The sequence below is a fragment of the Mycobacterium sp. NGS59 genome (assembly GCF_059812345.1).
Window position 1 is genome coordinate 136,268 of sequence record NZ_JCALCN010000010.1, and the last position, 19,520, is coordinate 155,787.

Below are 19,520 nucleotides of genomic sequence, written 5' to 3' on the forward strand. Positions count from 1 at the left end.
GGCCGCCGAGATAGCGCTGCGACAGGCTGTCAGGATGTTCGGCATGGGTGATGCGCTGCAGATCGTGGTCTACATCCTGGGTGGAATCGCGGTCGGCGAGGCCGTCGGACTGGTGGTGCTGTGGCGTCTGCTGGACCGCAGCCGGAAAGAACTGGCCGAACTTCAGCATCGGGCCGACGTCCGCACCCGGCTCTGGTCAGGTGGCCGCGAGGCCGTCAAACAGGTATGGAATACCGCCAACCTGGTACGCAAAGAGGGTTTCGGGGCGGCGGTGCGCAGCTCGATCGAGGACCTGGCGGACTGGGCCGAGGTGGAGCGGCCGGATCTGGCGAAAGTCACCAAGGATGGCCGCGTGGTGATCTTGTTCTCCGACATCGAGGAGTCCACCGCGCTGAATGAACGGATCGGCGACCGGGCCTGGGTCAAGCTGATCGGCGCGCACGACAAGCTGGTTCAGGAGCGGGTGCGAAAGCGCGAAGGTCACGTGGTCAAGAGCCAGGGCGACGGCTACATGGTCGCCTTCGCCCGCGCCGACCAGGCGGTGCGGTGTGGTCGCGACGTGCAGAACGCCATCCTGCGAGACGGAAAACGCAAGCGCCACCAGGAGATTCGGGTGCGCATCGGCATCCACATGGGGCGCTCGGTGCGCCGCGGTGACGACCTGTTCGGCCGCAACGTCGCGATGGCGGCCCGGGTCGCCGCGCAGGCCGAAGGCGGCGAGATCCTGGTCAGCGAACCGGTGCGGGATGCCGTGGTGGACTGCGACGACATCGGTTTCGACGACGGCCGCGAGGTCGAGCTCAAAGGTTTCTCCGGCAGTTACCGGTTGTTCGCGGTGGAGTCCGAACCCGATTCGGCCAATCGCTGATGCAGCCGGGCCCGGATTTCGTCCGGCGTGTACGCGCGGCGTTTGCGTTGATCACGCACCACCAGCGCACCGCCGGCGACGACGCCCGCGGCGCCGGCCAGCCCGATCCACTTCCAGATGTTGCGCATCCGGACAGGCTATCGCTGCCTGTCTCTGCCTAGAGTGCTCTGGTGGACTCGAGCACGCTCACCCTGGATCAAGCGCTGGCCGAAACCCGAACCGGCGACCTGTGGCTGTTTCGCGGCGTCTCGCGACCCGACCGTGCGATTCAGACGCTGACCAACGCTCCGGTGAACCACGTCGGCATGACGGTGGCCATCGACGACCTGCCGCCGCTGATCTGGCATGCCGAATTGGGCGACAAGCTCCTCGACGTGTGGACCGGCACCAATCAGCGCGGCGTGCAGCTCAACGACGCTCGGCAGGTCTTCGAGCGGTGGACCCAGAACTATCACCAGCGTTGCTGGCTGCGCCAGCTCACGCCGTACGCCAACCGCGAGCAGGAGGATGCCCTGCTGCGGGTGATCGCCCGGATGAACGGCACGGCGTTTCCCACCAGTGCGCGGCTGACGGGCCGTTGGCTGCGCGGCCGGCTGCCCACCGTCAACGACTGGTTCCGTGGAATCCCGTTGCTGGACAGGAAGGTTCGCGAGCACACCGAGCGCCGCAAATCAGAAGAGCGCAAGATGGGGATGGCCACGGCGTACTGCGCGGAGACGGTCGCGGTGACCTACGAGGAGATGGGTCTGCTCGTCACCGACAAGGACACCAACTGGTTCGACCCGGGCAAGTTCTGGAGCGGTGACTCGTTGCCGCTGGCTCCGGGCTACGAGCTCGGCAAGGAGATCGCGGTCAGCTGACCTTCATCTCCCCCATCTCCGACCAGCCCGTCGCGTCCAAGGTCTGGCTGATGATCTTGGGCGTGGTCGCCAGCGCCTGGGGCAGTTCTTGCATTGCCTTCTTGAAGTGATCGCTGTTGACGTGGACTCCGCCCGCGTCACCGTCTCGAAATGCCTCGACCAACACGTACTCCGCCGGGTTCTCCAGGCTGCGCGACCATTCGAACCACAGGTTGCCCTCTTCGGCGCGGGTGGCCTCGGTGAAGGACGCGACGAGTTCCGGCCAACGGTCCGTCCAGTCGGGTTTGGATTCGAACTTGACGACGATGAAGATCATTCCCGCAGGATAACGGCGTCAGCTGAGCTCTATCCGGGTGGTCACCGGGGTCGCGTTCCGGGTCAGGTCGAGCACCGGACAGTGCGCGTCGACCGCCTGCTGAAGTTCACGGTAGCGCTCGGCGGTCTCCGGTCCGGTCACCTTGACGACCACGCGGACTTCCTGGAAACCGGAGCGGACGCCGGCGTCCAAACCGAAAAAGCCCCGAACGTCGAGGTCGCCTTCGGCGCGGGCGGTGATCTCGTCGACCGTGATGCCCAGCTTTTCGGCCCAGAAGCGCCAGGTCACGATCTGGCAGGACAGCAGTGAGGCCAGGTAGTACTCGACGGGGTTCGGCGCCTTGGCTTCCCCGCCGAGAGCGGGTGGCTCGTCGACCTCGACCTGGTACTGGCCGAGGGTGATGGTGCTGGCCACTGCGTCGTGCGCGGCGGCGGTGGCCTGAAAGACCACCTGGGCGTTGGCCGGGTCGTTGGCGACGGCGTCCGCCGTGGCGCTGATGACGCCACCAAGTTGACTGGTCGAGGATGTCATCGCGCAATCTTACGAAAGCGCATAGCGAGAATCGAGCTTCCCGCTCGGCGTGAATCGAATGAAATCCGAATTCGTGGCCGATCGGGTTATCACATCAATAGAATTGTTACAAATTACTATTGTCTTTGATGTGAAATGTGATTTTGGTATCCGAACCACACCCGCGGCGCATTGTGACACAACCCACAAATGCGCCGGCGGGCGTAGCTGCGGTTATCGATCCAGTTTGTGAGCCACGTCGCAACGACCGTTTGTTGCTCAAATCACTTCGGGAAGTGAACTACTCGACCGGTGCTTCCGGTTCGCCGACGGGATCGGGAGCCGGTTCCATGACGTCGGGAGCTGGCGGGGCGAAGTCGGGTGCGACAGCGTCGACCAGCACAGGCGGTGCGTCTGGCGCGGGCAATTCACCTTCGGGCAGCTCATCGGCGGGAAGAAACATATGGTGGGTGAAGCCGGCCTGGTAGGCCCCGGCACCGCCGATGCGCACTCCGCCGCCTTCGCCACTGGAAACCGGGGTGCCGTCGGGGAGCGTCACCGCGGTGTGCCCGCCGTTCCACCCGATCACCAGGGCGTTGGGAGCGGTGCCGTGCTGGAAGCCGCGTGCCGCCAATGCGGCTTCTTCGTTTCCGGTATTGAACCTATTTCCGAAAATCGGCCTATCGCTTGCCGCATTTGCGACCCACGAAGCAAGCCCTGAACAGTCGGTGCCCGCCGGAGAATCCCCACCCGGAACGTAGGGCGTCCCGGACACCTGATTAACGAGTGCTAAAAGCGTTGCAAGTGCAATCATGCTCGGCACGCTACCCAGAGAATGTATAGCGAAACAAAATTTGTGGTGCCGGTCACGCCATTCCGAATACGCCATTGACCTGCACATACCGCAGTGAGGTCACGCATAAATCAATAAACTGAAACAGATGTGGTTAGTGTGACAAATGACAATAGTCAGCAAATTACGCTACTGCTTCGGTGAGCCCGCTGAGCAGGTCTATTGTCTAGTTGTATTCAACACGAGCAACTCGCGCCATGACGTATGGCGGAGGCATGACCGACCATAATCAATGGTCGCGGGTACGGCAGGCGGCTCATCACTTCGTATTGCGGGCGTGGGATGGGTCACATGTAGTCGCCGGTGCCGATTGGCGCACATTCGGCGACGTGGCCGCTGATCTCCTGGTCTGGACCGCCGCTGAGCGCACGATCCGACCGGCCGGATGGGGGGCGTTGCACGTGATCGAAGACGACGAGCGAGGGTGTATCGGGGTGGCTCCGCCGGGGCGCTCATATCGCTCGCGTCACGACCAGACTGGGGCGCTTGAGCTGGCGCGTTCTGCGACTTGAGCAGAACCCATTGCTGCTCCGCCATACCAGCTCTGCCTCATCTGCCCTTTGACGGACACCAGCAGCAAGATGGCCACGGCGGCGAGTAGAGCCAGCCCAATCGCGATGCCCACCCATAGTCCGCTACTTGGCTTGTACGGGTCGTCGAGGCCAGAGAAATCCATCCCTTTCGTCGCACCTGATCCAGCACCGGCGTCGGCTACTGCAGCTTCTGGAACAAGAAGCCGGTTACTGGCGCCGACCGATTGGCCGCGTTCATGCGAGACCCTGAGTCCCGCGGGACCCGAATTCAATTGCACCCGATGGTGGTTCGGGGTTCCGGTGCCGGCGCCATTTGGCTTCTTGAACAAAGGTTGGGTTCCTACGCGATCTACACGATCAGTAGGTGCATTAGTTGGGCCGATCAGTTGCAACGGCGTGCTGATGGCCTCGCGGGCAGCATTGGCCAACTCGATGGTTGTCGCATAGCGGATGTCGGGATCTTTCGCCATCCCTGTAGCGATTACCTGGTCGATCTGGGTGGGCACATCAGGTTGGGAGGTCGACGGTCGCGGCGGCGGCGTGTTCAGATGCGCGGCAACCAGGTGCGCCATCGTGGCGCCGACAAACGGTGGGAGTCCGGTCAAAGCTTCATACAGCACGCAAGCCAGCGAGTAGACGTCGGCACGGGCGTCCTCGTCGGCTTGGGGATCTAGACGCTCGGGTGCGATATAGGCGAACGTGCCGATTGTGTTGCCGGTCTTGGTCATTCGAGTTTCGTCAGCGGCGCGAGCGATCCCGAAGTCGATCAAGTAGGCAAAATCGTCGTGGTCGAGCAGGATGTTTGACGGCTTTATGTCGCGGTGTAGCAGACCCACTCGGTGCGCCGCGTTCAAGGCTTTAGCGACTTGCTCGACAATGCGCACCGCACGGGCCGGTCTCAGGGGCCCGTCGGCCAATGCAGCAGCGAGGTCACATCCTTCGATCAGGCGCATGTCGACGTAAAGACGGCCTCCGATCTCGCCGTAGTGGTGGATTGGGATGACATGGGGACTGTTCAGTCGAGCGACGGCATGCGCCTCGCGGCGAAATCGTCGCTGGAACTCGTCGTCGCCAGACAGATGTTCGGGCAGCACCTTCAGAGCGACAATTCTGTCGGTTTCGGTGTCATGCGCTCGCCAGACTTCCCCCATGCCGCCCCGGCCCAGCGGTTCCAACAGCAAGTAGCGTCCGAACGGCGTCCCGTCCATCTACGCCCTCCCCAGTTCGGCGAACCTCGACACGATAAGCCGCGAGAAGGCCGAAAAGCGATAGAGAGAGCATTGTTGACGTTGCCGAACCAGCTACGGCAGCGTCAGTGACCTTGCTCAGGTTCTGAACGGCGTTCCGCGAGCGCGGATAATCGAGCAAGGCACTCCCGATTGCGGGGGTACGCGGCCATGAGAGCCAGCCGCCGCGGAATCAAGCTCAGCGGCCCGCCCACCGGCACCTCGGCCATCTCGATCAGACAGCCTCCCGCGTCAGTGTCGCTCAGGCGCACCGTGATTCGCGCGCCGCCAAGCGGTCGCCCCTTCGCCCGGAGCACGAGTTCGGTGACCGGTACGCACACTTCGACTTCGGTCTCGTCGTTCAATGCGACGGGCCACACCCCGATGGTGTGGTGGATCAGGCTGCCGGGCGCCGGCCAGTTCGGATCCACGGCACGCATTCGGCTGTTGCCCACGACCCACTGCGAATACGTCCATCCGTTGGCCATCACGTCCCAGACTTGACGGCGCGAAGCGGTGGTCTCACGCCGCACGGCAAGCGCGCTGTCGACCTCGGGGGGTTCTTTCATCGATAGATCACTCCTTCAATCCGTCCAACAGGATCTTTGCTGCCGCCTCAAGATGCCGGTTGCCCAGTGCGACTGCTACCAGCCATGGCTACCCGGCACCGGGGGCGCAAAACGACAATCCTTATCTGTGTGACCTAGCCAACGCGGTCCTCCGATCGGCGAATACGCACCGGCTTGGCTGGTCAGCTGACAATGGGACGCGCGCGTGGTCCGCGATGTGACACGCTGTGCACACCCTGCTCCTCGACAGTGGTGGTGTGGGGACCGACGTTCCAGCTCAACGAGGGTAAGCCCTGCTAACGGCGGCTCCGAGGCTCGGCGTGGTTCAGTCCGGGATCACCCAGTCCGACCACCGGTTGGCGGGGTTGACCCGGTAGGAGCCGGGGAACGTGCGCGCCATGACGACGGGCATCGCTTCGGTCCCCCAGGGCGTTCCCTGCCTCTTCCACACCTCGGGGTCCTGGCACGACAACTCGAACGTGAGTTGCACCGGTATCGATCCGGGTATGGCCTCCGCACATGCCTGACCGGCCGTGACCGTTCTGTCGGCATGAGCGCTGGGCGCCAGGATCATGGGCACCGCCACCAGCGTGACCGCTGCAAGAAATTTGAGCATCGAGTTCTCTCCCGTCGCGGCAGGACGCGCTCGCCAAGTCGACGAGTGGTTCTCCACCGAATCTACGAGCGTCTGACGCTGTGTGGCAGTGTGCGCCGCGCCTGAACTCACCGGGCGCGGTCACGGCTCGCCACCCGCAGAGGTGCGAAATTGAACACGGTTGGACGCATTTCGCTGCGCCGCACCGCACTCCGGTGCCGTTAGCGTTGTCCGATGGTGTCAGCCCGGCGCCCCACCCGCGCACAGCGGTACGCACGCCGCCGCAAACGGCGGATGGCCGGTCACGTCCATGACCTGACCGATGCGCAATGGGACGCGCTCAAGTCCGGATGGGGAGGCTGCGCCTACTGCGGCGCGACGGGCTCTGCCCTGCAGAAGGACTGCATGTTGCCCATCGCTAACGGCGGTCGGTACACCCTGGCCAATGTGGTGCCCAGCTGCCCGTCCTGCAACGCGAGCAAGTGCAATGCCGAAGTCACCACCTGGATGCGACGCAAGAAGCTCGACGAGGGTAGATTTCTGCTGCGGCAAGCCGAGATCGTCGGGCTGATCACCGCGCCCTCACCGCGAATTACGTTGTCCGACTGAGCTTTCAGGCCTAGACCGGAGTCCAGATGCTGTTATTCCAGAATCCCCACGCGCCGACAGTGGGGTTCCACAACAACTGAGCGCCCGGCGCCCAGTCCGGTTGCGGCGGCCGCGGCGAGGCCCACCCCGGCGGGGGACCCCACGGCCCCCAACCGACGAAACCGGAGTTCTGCCAGTCGTGGCACTGGCGCCAGTCCCAGTTGTAGATGTCCTGCCAGGCAGGGTCCCAGTACTCCCCTGGACACCAGTGATTGCTGGGCAACGGGGCTGGAGCCGCCCGGGCGACGCCGCCCGCCAGCACTGACATCCCCAACCCGACAACTACCAGTGCCGTCGTCAACCGACCTACGGTTCGCATCTGTCAAGACTTTCCCTCCACTCACACTCCTGGCAAGTGTCGATTTCACGCGGCGGGCGCTGATCGTCGGCGCTCGCTAAACTGCGGTGGAATCAATCCCGGGGAGGCGTGTCATGGTGCGGGTAGCCATAGCGTTGCTGGTCCTTGCTGTCGCGTTGGCCCCCTCGGCACTCGCCGACACCAAAGATGACGCATTCCTGGCCAACCTCAACACCTCCGGGATGAACTTCGGCGCGCCCGACAAGGCGATCGACATCGCTAAGACCGTCGTCTGCGGGTCGCTGCGGGAGAACCCCAGCACCAGCAATGCGGACCTGGCCGCCAAAGTCGTCAGCGCCACCAACTGGCCGTCACTCAACGCCGCGTACTTCACCGGCGCCGCCATCCAGGCCTACTGCCCCCAGTACGCCGGCGAACTCACAGCACCGTCGGTACCCACCAAAGTCCCCACCGCGCCCAGCACGCCTCCGTCCGGGCCGACGACGCCGAGTGTCCAATCGGCATGACGGCAGGCGGCCGAGCCTGAACAAACCAACGAGCAGAGAGCGGCCATCGGCTGTCGCCCCGTCGGCTTGTCGAACAAACCACTGGTAATCCTTACTAGTATCGCCTACAGTAAGGAGGCCGCGCGGCAGGTTGCTTCAACTGCCTTGGGACGCCGGGTTAAGCCGCCCGCGAAACTCGAGAGGCAACGACGATGAGCGCATCTCTCGATTCTGCGACCGCCAAGCGCCGCGTGGTGCACGTCGGTACCGGCATGACGGGAAGCGCGGCTCTCCGCGCGATCATCGATGACCCCGCGCTGGATCTAGTCGGAGTCAAGGTCTCGACACCGGCGAAGGTCGGCCAAGATGCGGGCCGGTTGTGCGGACGTCCTGAGGTCGGCATACGCGCCACTGACAACTTCACCGCGGTCGTGGACGCCAAACCCGACTGCGTCGCCTACTGTGCGACCGCCGTCCGCCGCGAAGATGAGGTCATCGCCGACATCGTCGATTACCTCGAGGCCGGCATCAACGTCGTGACCATCTCGGCCATCCCGATGGTGTATCCGAAGGCAGCTCCAATGCGATGGCGTGAACCGATCGAATGCGCTGCAGGACAAGGTAACGCCACGTTCTACGCGACCGGCTGCGAACCCGGGTTCGTGAGCCTCAACCTGCCGACCGCGTTGCTGACCGGCGCCGGTCTCGTCGACTCCTACCGCATGGACGAGTACGCGCTCGACCTCGACCTGGCCTACCCGATCTGGGAGGTCCTGCACGAGTCGATGGGCTTCGGAAAACCCGACGGTCACGTGCCTATCCGCATCGCGGTGGGCAAGGTGAACAACGACTGGGAACCGGTCGTGCGCTACATCGCCGACACGTTGTCGGTTGACGTCGAGACAGTGGCGTTGGACTGGGAGACCATCCTGGCGCCCGACGATCTCGACACCGCGCTGGGCGTGATCGCAAAGAACACCATTTGCGGTCATCGCTGGCAACTCGCCGCGATCAGCAATGACCGCCCAGTCGTGTCGGTGCAGTACTTCGCCACCGTCACCTCCACTCCCTGGCCCGACAGCTGGCCGCGCCCAGCGCAACCCGGCCAGGGTGGAATGGTGTTCCGCATCGCGGGCTCCCCCAACATGACTCTCGAGCTACGTTTGGACCCCGCACCCGGGGACTCCACCAATCCCGGCGTCGCCGCAACGGCAATGGCGGCCGTCAACGCCATACCTGCTGTCATCGACGCTGCACCTGGACTGATTGAGGCGCCCCTGGCGGGTCCCCCAGTCGTCACCCGTCAGATCCGGCGCTGAATGTCACCGCAACAGTCCTCGCGACGAGCACGCGGCACCCTGAGCGCAGATGCGATCGTGGATACCGCCTTCGCAATAGCAGCGCAGTCGTCGGTCGACGAGCTGAGTATCCCGCTGGTCGCCAAGATGTTGGGTGTGGGAGTGACCAGCGTCTACTGGCACGTTCGCAACAAAGCAGAGCTCCTGGATGCCATGACGGATCGGGCTTTACGCCGCAGTGGGATGCCGGCCTTCGTCGATTCCAACGATTGGCGCGAATCCTTGACGACGCATGTGCGCGGTGTGCGACAAACTTTCCTGCGCGATCCGGTGCTGACGGATCTGATCCTCATTCGCGGTGCACTGAGCCCAATGGCGCAACGGCTCGGTGCACAGGAGACCCAGAAAGCGATCGCCAGCATGATCGCGGCGGGCCTCGATGAGCAGACGGCCTACGAGACGTACTCAGCGGTCTCAGAGCTGGTTCAGGGTTCGGTACTTCGCGGTCGATTGGCCCAAAAGCACTATGCGGCAGGGTTTTTGGTTGCCGGCGCGTCCGGCTTTTCCGCTACCGCACCCGCGCAGGATGATCGCGCGTTCGAGTTGCTGCTGACCGCCTTGCTTACTGACGTCACGCGTCGAATCGCGGAAGGCAGACCGACCGCATGACTGACGCCCACCGAAGCGCGCCGCAGTAGCCGTAACCTGAGACAGTGCTGGACGAAGGCCCGTTTTTTCACGGAACGAAGGCTGAACTGAAGACGGGGGAACTGCTCACCGCAGGCTTTCGCTCCAACTACCGGCCCGAAATAGTGATGAATCACATCTACTTCACCGCCCTGCGCGACGGCGCCGGGCTGGCGGCCGAGCTCGCCGCCGGCGGCGGCACGCCCCGGGTGTATCTCGTCGAACCGACCGGTGAATTCGAGAACGATCCGAACGTCACCGACAAGAAGTTCCCCGGCAATCCGACCCGCTCTTACCGCAGCCGTGAACCGCTCCGGGTCATCGCAGAAGTCGAGGACTGGACGCGGCTGTCGCCCGAGGCTCTTCAGGCGTGGCACGACCGACTGGCCGCGCTACGCGCGGATGAGCGCGGCGAGATCATCAACTGAGCAGTGTCGCAACGGAACCCCGTCGCGGTCGTCAGTATTGCCCGGACGGGGGTTCATCGATCGACCGGCCGGTTCTGCCACTGCGCGCCGGATCTCGGCGTCGTCCCGTCTCTCAGTTGCTTCGAGACGACTTTCGACGTTCGATGAGGCGCCGTTGTCTCTCGACCGGATCGCCGGCGGTCACTGAACGCCCCCGACGTCGCCGACAAGCACTTGGACGGCAACACCAAGCGCCTCGTAGGTAGACCGCGCCCGTGCATCTCGAGTGGCCAAGACGGCACCGTGCTCGCGAGCGGCCAAAGCCACTAACCCGTCGTATGTTGCGCCACCGGCAATACCTCGTCGCGCGAACTCGCGATGTGCGGATCGCGCGGCGCGCGCACCGAGTTGCAGCGACGCAGCGAAGTTCCCATCGATCAATGCCACTGCGTCGGCAGCATCGACGCGAGCATCGCCGGGCAACCGGGTCAGGACCGAGTACGTCTCAGCCAGTGCGTGCCCACAAAGACCCAGGGTTCGACTCTCCGCCCACGCAGCGACCACCGCGTGGTGAAGGTGCGATGTCATCAGCAGCGGTACCGCGACACTGGTGTCGACCGCCGTGACGCGGACGGTCGTCAACGTCGCCCGGAGTCGATCAGAGCAAACATCATCTCGTCGGTAACCTCGGTGTCGGCACGAGCCACCAAGCGCCCGTTCGCATCCCGCTCGAGCCGCGCTGTCCTGCCACCAGGTGTTAGCTGCAATCCGGTCCCGTACGGCGAGATGTCCACCGTCGTACCCGGCGTCAAGCCGAGCGCGTCACGAAGGTGCTTCGGAAGCACGACACGCCCCCCAGAATCGATCACTGCTTCCATGGGAACATGCTACCAGTGAAATCCCATTTTCAGGGGGGGTGAAGTCCAAGTAGACGATGTCTCGAATCGCATCCGTCCGCTCGACTTAGACGTTGAACCGGAACTCGACCACGTCCCCATCGGCCATCACGTAGTCCTTGCCCTCCATCCGGACCTTGCCGGCCGCCTTGGCCGCGGCCATCGAACCCGCCGCGACCAGGTCGTCGTAGGAGACGATCTCGGCCTTGATGAAGCCCTTCTCGAAGTCGGTGTGGATCACCCCGGCCGCCTTCGGCGCGGTGTCACCCTTATGAATCACCCACGCGCGCGCCTCCTTCGGCCCCGCCGTCAGGTAAGTCTGCAGCTTCAAAGTGTGAAAACCCGCCCGCGCCAACGCATCCAGGCCCCGCTCGGTCTGTCCGATCGACTCCAGCAGCTCCGCAGCGGACTCGTCGTCGAGTTCGAGTAGTTCGGATTCGATTGCGGCATCAAGGAATACGGCGTCGGCCGGTGCGACCAACGCACGCAGCTCGGCGACCCGGGCAGCGTCGGTCAGCACCCCTTCGTCGGCGTTGAAGACATAGAGGAACGGTTTGGTGGTCAACAGGTTCAATTCCCGCAGCAGCAAGGTGTCCACTCCCGCGCTGAACAACGTCTTGCCGCTGTCGAGGACCTGCTGGGCATTCAACGCCGCGTCGTGCAACGGTTTGCGGTCCTTGTTGGTGCGGGCTTCTTTCTCCAGCCGGGGCAGCGCCCGTTCCAGCGTCTGCATGTCGGCCAGGATCAGCTCGGTCTCGACGATCTCGATGTCGGACCGGGGATCGACCTTTCCTGAGACGTGCGTCACATCGTCGTCGGAGAACACCCGCACCACCTGGCAAATGGCGTCGCATTCCCGGATGTGAGCCAGGAACTTGTTGCCCAGACCGGCACCCTCGGAGGCCCCGGCAACCAGACCGGCGATGTCGACGAAGGTCACCGGTGCCGGGACGACGCGCTCGGACTTGAACAGTTCAGCCAGCTTGTCCAGGCGCGGATCGGGCAGCGACACGACGCCCTCGTTGGGTTCGATGGTTGCGAACGGGTAGTTGGCCGCCACCACGTTGTTGCGCGTCAACGCGTTGAAAAGAGTCGACTTGCCGACGTTGGGCAAACCCACGATTCCCAGGCTCAGGCTCACGGGAAGCCAAGTCTACGGGGGACGCCAACGGCGAGTGCCCGGCTATATACGGGCCTTCGGGCGGATTGCCGGTACGGTCAACATGTGTCAGCGCAGCGGGATACGTCAGGGGTCGAACCGAGCCATCGCTCGATCGTCCCGGGCATCCCGGGCGTGCCCTGGTGGGGGGCGGTATTCATCGCTGTCGGGGCAACCGCCGCGGGGTACCTGATCGACTCCGGCCACAAAGAACTGACCCACGTCTTCGCCGGGTTCTACATCGCAGGTTGTGTAGCCGCGGTCCTGGCGGTGCGGCAGGCCGCGGTGTTCACCGCGGTCATCCAGCCGCCGCTGATCCTGTTCTGCGCGGTGCCGGGGGCCTACTGGCTGTTCCACGGCGGCAAGGTCGACAAGTTCAAAGACCTCCTGATCAACTGCGGTTACCCGCTGATCGAGCGGTTTCCGCTGATGTTGGGTACCGCCGGTGGCGTGCTTTTCATCGGGCTGATTCGCTGGTATCTGGGCAAGAACGGCGAGGCCGGGGACAGCGACAACGACGAGGTCGCCACCCAGCGTCCCTCGGTGTTCAGTGGCATCCGGTCCAAGGTGAGTTCGCTGCTTGCGGGTATCTCCGGCGACGACGTCGACGCGGCCGACGCGGCACCCACGCACGCCAAGAGCCGGACCGCCAGAACCAGCCGGACCGCACGTAACGGCGGCCGATCCGCGCAGCGCCCGACCCGAACCCGCTCCCGGCAGGTCCGGCCGGACAGCCGAGCGGACGAGGCATCCGAGCCAGACGACGAGCGTCCGCGTCGCGCCCCACGCCGGCCGTCGGCACCCGATGCGTCCGACTTCGACCCCGCTGACCCGCCCCGGCGACCGCGTCGGCGCCGCCCCGACGACGACCCTGACCCGCGCACCCCACCGCCGCGGGAGATGCGCCGGGAGCCGCGTCCGCGCCGCAATTCCTACGAGCGGGCCTACGACCGTCCGGAACCGCGCAGTAGCCGCTTCGATCCGTACGACACCTACGATCGGGCCGAGCCGCCCATCCGGGGCGAACGCCGCAGCCGGCACGAGCGTCGCGGTGGCTACGAGCCGTACCCGCCGTACGAGCCGCCCTACGAGCCGCGCAGCCGGCGCGCCGCTTCGGCGGGATCCGGTGGGTCCAGTCCCACTCACCACCCGATTTCGCAGGTGCGGTACCGCGGGCAGGCCTCGCGCGGCGAACCTCGCGACGAGCGACGGGACGAACCGCGCCGCAACCGGTCGCGGGCACCGCGGCGGCCGTCGCCCGATGCGTGGGAGTACGACGCCTGACCTGCTCGGCGGCGCTGAGTCACCGAGATTGAAATAAGGAGACTCCCGGCGTCCCTAGCTCTTCGCCCGCGCCGGGCGGATCTCCCTCGGCAACGCGAAGACCAGCGTCTCGTTGGCCGTCGTCACCGGTTGCACCGTGCCGTAGCCGTACTCGGCCAGCCGCTCGAGCACACCGCGGACCAGCACCTCGGGAACCGACGCCCCGGATGTGACGCCGACCGTGGTGACCCCGTCCAGCCATGCCGGATCGATGTCGTCGGCCCAGTCGACCAGGTACGCCGCCCGGGACCCGGCGCCGAGCGCCACCTCGACCAGCCGCACCGAGTTCGACGAATTGCGGGAGCCGACGACAATCACCAGCTCGCATTCGGGCGCCATCGCCTTGACGGCGACCTGGCGGTTCTGCGTCGCATAGCAGATGTCGTCGCTGGGCGGATCCTGCATCTTCGGGAAGCGCTGGCGCAGCCGTTCCACTATCTCCATCGTCTCGTCGACGGACAATGTGGTCTGCGACAACCAGATCACCTTGTCCTCGTCACGAACCCGGACATGCTCGACGGATTCGACCCCGTCGACCAGCTGCACGTGATCGGGGGCCTCGCCGGCGGTGCCGATGACCTCCTCGTGCCCCTCGTGGCCGATCAGCAGGATGTCGTAGTCGGCGCGAGCGAACCGGCGCGCCTCGTTGTGCACCTTGGTGACCAGCGGGCAGGTCGCGTCGATGGTCTGCAAGTTGCGCGCGGCGGCGGCCGCGTGCACCGTCGGTGCGACGCCGTGCGCGGAGAAGACCACGATGGCACCTTCGGGAACCTGGTCGGTCTCCTCGACGAACACCGCGCCGGCTTGCGCCAGCGTGTCGACCACATGCCGGTTGTGCACGATCTCGTGCCGCACGTACACCGGTGCGCCGTGCTTTTCCAGCGCACGTTCCACCGTTTCGACCGCCCGGTCCACCCCCGCGCAGTAGCCACGCGGCTCGGCCAGCAACACTCGTTTACCGGTGGGGTCGTCGACTACCGATCTCGAGGCACCGGGAATTCCCATGTCAATAGTCGGCACCATGCGTCCAGGGTACTTTCTGCCGATACCGGCCTGCCATCTCAGCGGCCCCAGCTTGGAGTTCGCCGCTGCTTGAGGCAGTCTTGGAGCCATGACTACTGCACCGTACGGGTTTCGGCTGCTGGTCGGCGCGGCGACAGTCGCCGTCGAGGAGACGATCAAGCTCCCGCGCACGATCCTCATGTACCCGATGACGCTGGCGTCCCAGGCGGCTCATCTGGTGATGCGCTTCCAGCAGAACCTGGCTGAGTTGGTCATCAAGGGCGACACCACGTTGGAGTCGCTGTTCCCGCCCAAGGACGAGCAACCCGAGTGGGCGACGTTCGACGAGGACCTGGAGGTGATCGACGGCGGCGGCCAGGGCGGGTTCTCCCCCATCCCGGTCGACGGGGTCGACGGCGACCGCCGCGCCGAGGGGCGCTTCGCGCTGTACTCGGTGTCCGACCCGGCCGAGACCGTCGAGTCCCGGACGCAGCCGGACGACCAGCAGGCCGGCCCTGGCGCCCCGGTACCGCCGGTGGCAACCGAACTCGACTATCCGCAGCTGACGCTGGCCCAACTGCGGGCCCGGCTGCAGTCGCTGGACGTCGCCGAACTCGAGGCGCTGCTGGCCTACGAGCAGGCCACCAAGGCCCGCGCGCCGTTCCAGACGCTGCTCGCCAACAGGATCACCCGCGCGTCGGCGAAGTGACCGGCGCGCCCAACGCGAACTCAGCCGAGAACCCCTTCCCGGTTCGCGCCGTCGCCATTCGGGTCGCCGGCTGGATCGACAAGCTGGGCACCGTGTGGGTGGAAGGCCAACTGGCTCAGATCAATATGCGACCGAACACCAATACGGTGTTCATGGTGCTGCGTGACCCGGCAGCCGACATGTCGCTGACCGTGACCTGTTCGCGCGACCTGGTGCTGCGGGCACCGGTGAAGCTGACCGAGGGCACTCAAGTGGTGGTGTGCGGCAAGCCCTCCTTCTACACCGGGCGTGGCACGTTTTCGTTGCGGCTCAACGAGATTCGTGCCGTAGGCGTCGGCGAACTGTTGGCCCGCATCGACCGGTTGCGCCGGCTGCTGGACGCCGAGGGACTGTTCGACCCTCGCCTGAAGCGTCCGATTCCGTTCCTGCCCAACATGATCGGCCTGATCACCAGTAGGGCAAGCCACGCCGAACGGGATGTGACTACGGTGGCGGCTGCGCGTTGGCCCGCGGTGCGGTTCGTCATCCGGCACGCGGCGACCCAGGGTGTCAACGCCGTCGCGCAGATTGTGGCGGCCCTCGGCGAACTCGACCGGCACCCCGATGTCGACGTGATTGTGCTGGCCCGCGGCGGCGGCAGCGTCGAGGATCTGTTGCCGTTCTCCGACGAGACGCTGTGCCGGGCGATCTCGGCCTGCCGCACACCGGTGATCAGTGCCGTCGGCCACGAGCCCGACAATCCGCTCTGCGATCTGGTCGCCGACCTGCGCGCGGCCACCCCCACCGACGCGGCCAAGAAAGTGGTTCCCGACACCGCGGTCGAACAGCGCCTGATCGACGACCTGCGCCGGCGTAACGCTCAGGCGCTGCGGAACTGGGTTTCCCGCGAGCAACGCGCGCTGGCGCAGTTGCGCAGCCGCCCGGTGTTGGCCGACCCGCTGCGCATGGTGACGACGCGCAGCGAGGAGGTGCACCGCGCCCGCACCGCGCTGCGCCGCGACGTCAAGCGGTTGCTCCACGGCGAGACCGAACGCATCGGCCACCTGGCCGCGCGACTGTCCACGCTGGGTCCGGCGGCGACCCTGGCTCGCGGCTACGCCGTGGTCCAAGTGGTGACACCGACAGCCGCCGAGGTGCTGCGCTGCACCGACGACGCACCCACGGGTACCAGGTTGCGGGTACGGGTCGCCGACGGTGCCGTCGCAGCGGTGAGCGAAGGACGCTTTGATGATTTCTGATCCTGAGATGGTTCCTGATTCCGAGAGCGACACGACTACACCTGTTAGTCAGCTCGGCTATGAAAATTGCCGCGACGAACTGGTCGAAGTCGTGCGGCAGCTGGAGCAGGGCGGTCTGGATCTCGACGCGTCGCTGAAGCTTTGGGAAAGAGGCGAGCAACTCGCCAAAAGGTGCGAAGAGCACTTAGCTGGCGCCCGCCAGCGGGTGGCGGACGCGCTGGCCGCCGGGGAAGCCGAACAAAACTGATTCGCCGACCTGTTTCTGTTCCGAACTGGAACACGTTTTAGTTATGCTCCCCCGATGGGTGATGCATCACTGACAACCGAACTCGGCAGCGTCCTGGTCACCGGCGGCTCAGGCTTCGTCGGCGCCAATCTGGTCAGGACATTGCTGGAGCGCGGATACCAAGTCCGCTCTTTCGACCGGGCGCCCTCCCCGCTGCCCCAGCACCCGAAATTGGAAGTGCTGCAGGGCGACATCACCGATAAGGCCGTCTGCGAAGCCGCCGTCGACGGCATCGACACCGTCTTCCACACCGCGGCGATCATCGAACTGATGGGCGGTGCCTCGGTGACCGAGGAATACCGGCAGCGCAACTTCTCGGTCAACGTCGGCGGCACCGAGAACCTGTTGGAGGCCGGGCGCGAAGCGGGTGTCAAACGCTTCGTCTACACCGCGTCCAACAGCGTGGTGATGGGCGGCAAGAACATCGCCAACGGCGACGAGACCCTGCCCTACACCGACCGCTTCCACGATCTCTACACCGAAACCAAAGTGGTCGCCGAGCGATATGTGCTGTCGCAGAACGACGTCGGCGGAATCCTGACGTGTTCGATTCGGCCCAGCGGCATCTGGGGCAACGGCGATCAGACCATGTTCCGCAAGCTCTTCGAGAGCGTGATCAAAGGCCACGTCAAGGTGCTGGTGGGCCGCAAGTCGGCGAAGTTGGACAACTCCTACGTGCACAACCTGATTCACGGCTTCATCCTGGCCGCCGAGCACCTGGTGCCCGGCGGCACCGCGCCCGGCCAGGCGTACTTCATCAACGATGCCGAGCCGATCAACATGTTCGAGTTCGCCCGCCCGGTCGTCGAGGCGTGCGGCGTGAAGTGGCCCAAACTGAGGGTTTCCGGCCCGGCGGTGCACTGGGTGATGACGGGGTGGCAGCGGCTGCACTTCCGATTCGGTTTCCCCGCACCGCTTCTCGAGCCCAACGCGGTCGAACGGCTGTATCTGGACAACTACTTCTCGATCGCCAAGGCGCGCCGCGACCTGGGCTACGAGCCGCTGTTCACCACCGAGCAGGCGCTCAAGGAATGCCTGCCGTACTACGTGGAGATGTTCCACAAGATGAACGCCGACGCGCAGGCGGCCAAGAAGAAGGGCGCGAAGGCGACTACCGGAAGCTGACCATCTCAGCGCCCCACGCCTCCCGGATCCGCGCGTCGACGTCGTTGACGACGGTGTCGCGCTTGTCGATCACCAGACAGGCGCGGTCGGGCTCGCCGTAACGCGGCCAGCGCGGCTCGCCGGGCGGTCCGCCGGGCTCACCATGCGCAGCGAAGTTGATCCATCGGGTCCGCATCCGGTGAGAGACCGCCGTCGCCGTCTTGGCGCCACCGAGCTTGAGCGACATGTCCTGCGGGCCGCCCAGAGTGCCCCACACATAAGGCAATTCGGTGGCATGGGCGGCCCGGACCATCAGCAGCTTGAACAACGGTGTCGCGTAGTCGAACCGGTACAGATACACCGGCGCCACCCTGCTGTGGCCGTCGGCCAGCCACACCGACGGCATCCGGAACCCGATGTCGGTGGCCATGCCGACGCTGCGCGACTTCTGCCGGCCCGAGTACGCCTGCCCGAAATCCTCCATGGTGGGCAGTTGCAGGTCGGGTTGCTCGGCGGCGATCTGGCTGAACATCGTGGTGATCGCGTGTGGCGTGATCGGCATCAGCGGGGAGCGCAGCAACCGGAACAGGGCCGCTTCGTGCTTGTTGGTGCCGATGATCAACGGAACCCGAAGCAGGCGGCCCTGCTGGGCCAGCTTGACCGGCTGATCGTGCAGCAGGTCGCCGTCGACGATCGGCACGAACGCCAGCGTGCCGGGATTGCTGACCGGCACCTCGTTGAACACTTCACTGGTCGCCGCGATGAGCGCCTCGGTCGACGCGGTCGCCACCTGGTGGCCGTCGGACTCGGCGATACCGAGTTTGTCCAGGACGGCAACGGCCACCCGCCGCCCCCGGTCCCGGTCGTAAACCGAAGTGGCGGGCGAACTCTGCGCGATCGCGCGGACGAACAGACCTTCGGCCGCGGGGCTGGCGAGCAGGGTGGTGACGATGCCGGCGCCGGCGGATTCACCGAACAACGTGACGTTGGCGGGGTCGCCGCCGAACGCCGCGACGTTGTCGCGCACCCAGCCCAGCGCGGACAGCACGTCCCGCAGGCCGATGTTGGAGTCGAACCGCTGCTGCGCGGTGCTGAACGATGACAGGTCCAAGAACCCCAGCGCCCCGACCCGGTAGTTGACCGTGACCACCACCACGTCACCGGTCGCGGCCAAGGTGTGGCCGTCGTAGAGCGGCTGGCTGGCCGAGCCCAAGACGTAGGCGCCGCCGTGCAGCCACACCAGCACCGGTTTGCCTTCCCCGGGGCAGGTGCCGGCCGGCGCCCAGATGTTCAGCCGCAAACAGTCCTCGCCCTGCGGGGCGCCCAAGTCCAGCTTCATGTTCGGCAGCGTCGACTGCGGGCAGGCCGGCCCGAACTCCGTGGCATCGGCGACCTCGGTCCACGGCTCAGGCGGCTCCGGCGCCCGAAACCGCAGATCGCCGACGGGTTCGCGAGCGAACCGGATGCCTTTCCAGACAGTCACGCGGCCGGGCGGGCCGTCGAGGTCGGCACCGCGCACCGGACCGTAACTGGTCTCGATCACACTCATGCTGTTCCTCCTGGCCAGAGGCAGAGTCGCCTCGCATCCCGCGAAACGACGATAAGGTAACGAGGCGCTCAACACCGACC

General features: G+C 65.4%; 24 protein-coding genes and 1 pseudogene. 12 read left to right on the forward strand and 13 right to left on the reverse strand.

Annotated elements, in window-relative coordinates; translation table 11 throughout:
- The first annotated feature begins 34 nt into the window (after positions 1–34).
- Positions 35–868: an adenylate/guanylate cyclase domain-containing protein gene (locus AC5Y46_RS13835; protein ID WP_499991706.1), complete on the forward strand. Its 834-nt coding sequence runs from the start codon at positions 35–37 to the stop codon at positions 866–868.
- Here AC5Y46_RS13835 and AC5Y46_RS13840 read toward each other — a convergent pair.
- Positions 820–996: a hypothetical protein gene (locus AC5Y46_RS13840; RefSeq protein ID WP_499944788.1), complete on the reverse strand. Its 177-nt coding sequence runs from the start codon at positions 994–996 to the stop codon at positions 820–822. The genes AC5Y46_RS13835 and AC5Y46_RS13840 overlap by 49 nt on opposite strands.
- A gap of 42 nt (positions 997–1,038) precedes the next feature.
- Here AC5Y46_RS13840 and AC5Y46_RS13845 point away from each other — a divergent pair, with 42 nt between their 5' ends.
- Complete coding sequence (locus AC5Y46_RS13845) at positions 1,039–1,728, forward strand: guanylate cyclase (protein ID WP_499991709.1); 690 nt, start codon at positions 1,039–1,041, stop codon at positions 1,726–1,728.
- Here the strand turns inward: AC5Y46_RS13845 and AC5Y46_RS13850 are convergent.
- From AC5Y46_RS13850 to AC5Y46_RS13875, 6 genes and pseudogenes are all read right to left on the reverse strand, one after another.
- Positions 1,721–2,044 carry a putative quinol monooxygenase gene (locus tag AC5Y46_RS13850; RefSeq protein WP_499991711.1) on the reverse strand — a complete coding sequence of 108 codons (324 nt, stop codon included), beginning with the start codon at positions 2,042–2,044 and terminating at the stop codon, positions 1,721–1,723. The genes AC5Y46_RS13845 and AC5Y46_RS13850 overlap by 8 nt on opposite strands.
- An 18-nt stretch (positions 2,045–2,062) precedes the next feature.
- Entirely contained in the window at positions 2,063–2,575 is a 513-nt protein-coding gene (locus tag AC5Y46_RS13855; RefSeq protein WP_499946650.1) for an OsmC family protein, read from the reverse strand.
- A gap of 280 nt (positions 2,576–2,855) precedes the next feature.
- Entirely contained in the window at positions 2,856–3,188 is a 333-nt protein-coding gene (locus AC5Y46_RS13860; protein WP_499946648.1) for a hypothetical protein, read from the reverse strand.
- A gap of 1,039 nt (positions 3,189–4,227) precedes the next feature.
- A pseudogene (locus tag AC5Y46_RS13865) lies at positions 4,228–5,148 on the reverse strand (serine/threonine-protein kinase); the annotation flags it as partial.
- A 104-nt stretch (positions 5,149–5,252) separates the two neighbouring features.
- Positions 5,253–5,735: an SRPBCC family protein gene (locus AC5Y46_RS13870; protein WP_499991717.1), complete on the reverse strand. Its 483-nt coding sequence runs from the start codon at positions 5,733–5,735 to the stop codon at positions 5,253–5,255.
- Positions 5,736–6,060: 325 nt separating this feature from the next.
- Positions 6,061–6,351, reverse strand: coding sequence for a hypothetical protein (locus AC5Y46_RS13875; RefSeq protein WP_499991718.1), 291 nt, complete (start codon positions 6,349–6,351; stop codon positions 6,061–6,063).
- 213 nt (positions 6,352–6,564) lie between these two features.
- On the opposite strand from AC5Y46_RS13875, the gene AC5Y46_RS13880 reads away from it, so the two are divergent.
- Positions 6,565–6,939, forward strand: coding sequence for an HNH endonuclease (locus tag AC5Y46_RS13880; protein WP_499991720.1), 375 nt, complete (start codon positions 6,565–6,567; stop codon positions 6,937–6,939).
- Positions 6,940–6,949: 10 nt separating this feature from the next.
- On the opposite strand, the gene AC5Y46_RS13885 is transcribed toward AC5Y46_RS13880, so the two are convergent.
- A complete protein-coding gene (locus tag AC5Y46_RS13885) occupies positions 6,950–7,297 on the reverse strand; it encodes an Mtp family mycobacterial-type pilin (RefSeq protein WP_499991722.1) in 348 nt (115 codons plus the stop codon).
- 113 nt (positions 7,298–7,410) lie between these two features.
- Between AC5Y46_RS13885 and AC5Y46_RS13890 the strand changes: the two genes are divergently transcribed.
- The 4 genes from AC5Y46_RS13890 to arr all read left to right on the forward strand — a co-directional run bounded on the left by AC5Y46_RS13890 (position 7,411) and on the right by arr (position 10,195).
- Positions 7,411–7,803, forward strand: a complete 393-nt coding sequence (locus AC5Y46_RS13890; RefSeq protein WP_499991725.1) for a DUF732 domain-containing protein — start codon at positions 7,411–7,413, stop codon at positions 7,801–7,803.
- Between the two features lie 191 nt (positions 7,804–7,994).
- A complete protein-coding gene (locus AC5Y46_RS13895; protein ID WP_499991727.1) occupies positions 7,995–9,101 on the forward strand; it encodes a dihydrodipicolinate reductase in 1,107 nt (368 codons plus the stop codon).
- Between the two features lie 57 nt (positions 9,102–9,158).
- Positions 9,159–9,749 (forward strand): TetR/AcrR family transcriptional regulator, encoded by a 591-nt coding sequence (locus AC5Y46_RS13900; protein ID WP_499991728.1) that lies wholly within the window; start codon positions 9,159–9,161, stop codon positions 9,747–9,749.
- A gap of 44 nt (positions 9,750–9,793) precedes the next feature.
- Positions 9,794–10,195 carry an NAD(+)--rifampin ADP-ribosyltransferase gene (gene arr / locus AC5Y46_RS13905; protein WP_499946641.1) on the forward strand — a complete coding sequence of 134 codons (402 nt, stop codon included), beginning with the start codon at positions 9,794–9,796 and terminating at the stop codon, positions 10,193–10,195.
- A 180-nt stretch (positions 10,196–10,375) separates the two neighbouring features.
- Here arr and AC5Y46_RS13910 read toward each other — a convergent pair whose 3' ends face one another.
- From AC5Y46_RS13910 to ychF, 3 genes are all read right to left on the reverse strand, one after another.
- Positions 10,376–10,816: a PIN domain-containing protein gene (locus tag AC5Y46_RS13910; RefSeq protein WP_499991731.1), complete on the reverse strand. Its 441-nt coding sequence runs from the start codon at positions 10,814–10,816 to the stop codon at positions 10,376–10,378.
- Positions 10,813–11,052, reverse strand: coding sequence for an AbrB/MazE/SpoVT family DNA-binding domain-containing protein (locus AC5Y46_RS13915; RefSeq protein WP_499946639.1), 240 nt, complete (start codon positions 11,050–11,052; stop codon positions 10,813–10,815). Before AC5Y46_RS13915 ends, AC5Y46_RS13910 begins: the two co-directional genes overlap by 4 nt.
- Before the next feature lie 85 nt (positions 11,053–11,137).
- Positions 11,138–12,211: a redox-regulated ATPase YchF gene (gene ychF, locus AC5Y46_RS13920; RefSeq protein WP_499991735.1), complete on the reverse strand. Its 1,074-nt coding sequence runs from the start codon at positions 12,209–12,211 to the stop codon at positions 11,138–11,140.
- Between the two features lie 84 nt (positions 12,212–12,295).
- On the opposite strand from ychF, the gene AC5Y46_RS13925 reads away from it, so the two are divergent.
- The gene (locus AC5Y46_RS13925; RefSeq protein WP_499991736.1) at positions 12,296–13,513 is read left to right on the forward strand and encodes a DUF6542 domain-containing protein; all 1,218 of its coding nucleotides are present in this window, start codon (positions 12,296–12,298) and stop codon (positions 13,511–13,513) included.
- A 54-nt stretch (positions 13,514–13,567) separates the two neighbouring features.
- Here the strand turns inward: AC5Y46_RS13925 and AC5Y46_RS13930 are convergent, their stop codons facing one another.
- Positions 13,568–14,575 (reverse strand): 4-hydroxy-3-methylbut-2-enyl diphosphate reductase, encoded by a 1,008-nt coding sequence (locus AC5Y46_RS13930; protein WP_499946636.1) that lies wholly within the window; start codon positions 14,573–14,575, stop codon positions 13,568–13,570.
- Between the two features lie 88 nt (positions 14,576–14,663).
- On the opposite strand from AC5Y46_RS13930, the gene AC5Y46_RS13935 reads away from it, so the two are divergent.
- Genes AC5Y46_RS13935 through AC5Y46_RS13950 form a run of 4 tightly spaced genes read left to right on the forward strand, consistent with a single transcriptional unit; the run spans position 14,664 to position 17,912 of the window.
- Positions 14,664–15,263: a lipid droplet-associated protein gene (locus AC5Y46_RS13935; protein WP_499946635.1), complete on the forward strand. Its 600-nt coding sequence runs from the start codon at positions 14,664–14,666 to the stop codon at positions 15,261–15,263.
- Entirely contained in the window at positions 15,260–16,501 is a 1,242-nt protein-coding gene (gene xseA, locus AC5Y46_RS13940) for an exodeoxyribonuclease VII large subunit (RefSeq protein WP_499991740.1), read from the forward strand. The genes AC5Y46_RS13935 and xseA overlap by 4 nt, the downstream gene beginning before the upstream one ends.
- Positions 16,491–16,748: an exodeoxyribonuclease VII small subunit gene (locus AC5Y46_RS13945; RefSeq protein WP_499946633.1), complete on the forward strand. Its 258-nt coding sequence runs from the start codon at positions 16,491–16,493 to the stop codon at positions 16,746–16,748. Before xseA ends, AC5Y46_RS13945 begins: the two co-directional genes overlap by 11 nt.
- A gap of 54 nt (positions 16,749–16,802) precedes the next feature.
- A complete protein-coding gene (locus AC5Y46_RS13950; protein ID WP_499991743.1) occupies positions 16,803–17,912 on the forward strand; it encodes a 3-beta-hydroxysteroid dehydrogenase in 1,110 nt (369 codons plus the stop codon).
- Here AC5Y46_RS13950 and AC5Y46_RS13955 read toward each other — a convergent pair.
- Positions 17,899–19,440, reverse strand: a complete 1,542-nt coding sequence (locus AC5Y46_RS13955) for a carboxylesterase/lipase family protein (RefSeq protein ID WP_499991744.1) — start codon at positions 19,438–19,440, stop codon at positions 17,899–17,901. The genes AC5Y46_RS13950 and AC5Y46_RS13955 overlap by 14 nt on opposite strands.
- Between the last annotated feature and the right edge of the window lie 80 nt (positions 19,441–19,520).

Bases quoted from the DNA above. Each gene is read 5' to 3' on its own strand.
- AC5Y46_RS13850 (WP_499991711.1), bottom strand. From the start codon at position 2,044: ATGATCTTCATCGTCGTCAAGTTCGAATCCAAACCCGACTGGACGGAC.
- AC5Y46_RS13895 (WP_499991727.1), top strand. From the start codon at position 7,995: ATGAGCGCATCTCTCGATTCTGCGACCGCCAAGCGCCGCGTGGTGCAC.
- AC5Y46_RS13935 (WP_499946635.1), top strand. From the start codon at position 14,664: ATGACTACTGCACCGTACGGGTTTCGGCTGCTGGTCGGCGCGGCGACA.
- AC5Y46_RS13875 (WP_499991718.1), bottom strand. From the start codon at position 6,351: ATGCTCAAATTTCTTGCAGCGGTCACGCTGGTGGCGGTGCCCATGATC.
- AC5Y46_RS13885 (WP_499991722.1), bottom strand. From the start codon at position 7,297: ATGCGAACCGTAGGTCGGTTGACGACGGCACTGGTAGTTGTCGGGTTG.
- AC5Y46_RS13835 (WP_499991706.1), top strand. From the start codon at position 35: ATGTTCGGCATGGGTGATGCGCTGCAGATCGTGGTCTACATCCTGGGT.
- AC5Y46_RS13855 (WP_499946650.1), bottom strand. From the start codon at position 2,575: ATGACATCCTCGACCAGTCAACTTGGTGGCGTCATCAGCGCCACGGCG.
- AC5Y46_RS13880 (WP_499991720.1), top strand. From the start codon at position 6,565: ATGGTGTCAGCCCGGCGCCCCACCCGCGCACAGCGGTACGCACGCCGC.
- AC5Y46_RS13955 (WP_499991744.1), bottom strand. From the start codon at position 19,440: ATGAGTGTGATCGAGACCAGTTACGGTCCGGTGCGCGGTGCCGACCTC.
- AC5Y46_RS13945 (WP_499946633.1), top strand. From the start codon at position 16,491: ATGATTTCTGATCCTGAGATGGTTCCTGATTCCGAGAGCGACACGACT.
- AC5Y46_RS13915 (WP_499946639.1), bottom strand. From the start codon at position 11,052: ATGGAAGCAGTGATCGATTCTGGGGGGCGTGTCGTGCTTCCGAAGCAC.
- AC5Y46_RS13840 (WP_499944788.1), bottom strand. From the start codon at position 996: ATGCGCAACATCTGGAAGTGGATCGGGCTGGCCGGCGCCGCGGGCGTC.
- AC5Y46_RS13870 (WP_499991717.1), bottom strand. From the start codon at position 5,735: ATGAAAGAACCCCCCGAGGTCGACAGCGCGCTTGCCGTGCGGCGTGAG.
- AC5Y46_RS13890 (WP_499991725.1), top strand. From the start codon at position 7,411: ATGGTGCGGGTAGCCATAGCGTTGCTGGTCCTTGCTGTCGCGTTGGCC.
- AC5Y46_RS13950 (WP_499991743.1), top strand. From the start codon at position 16,803: ATGGGTGATGCATCACTGACAACCGAACTCGGCAGCGTCCTGGTCACC.
- AC5Y46_RS13930 (WP_499946636.1), bottom strand. From the start codon at position 14,575: ATGGTGCCGACTATTGACATGGGAATTCCCGGTGCCTCGAGATCGGTA.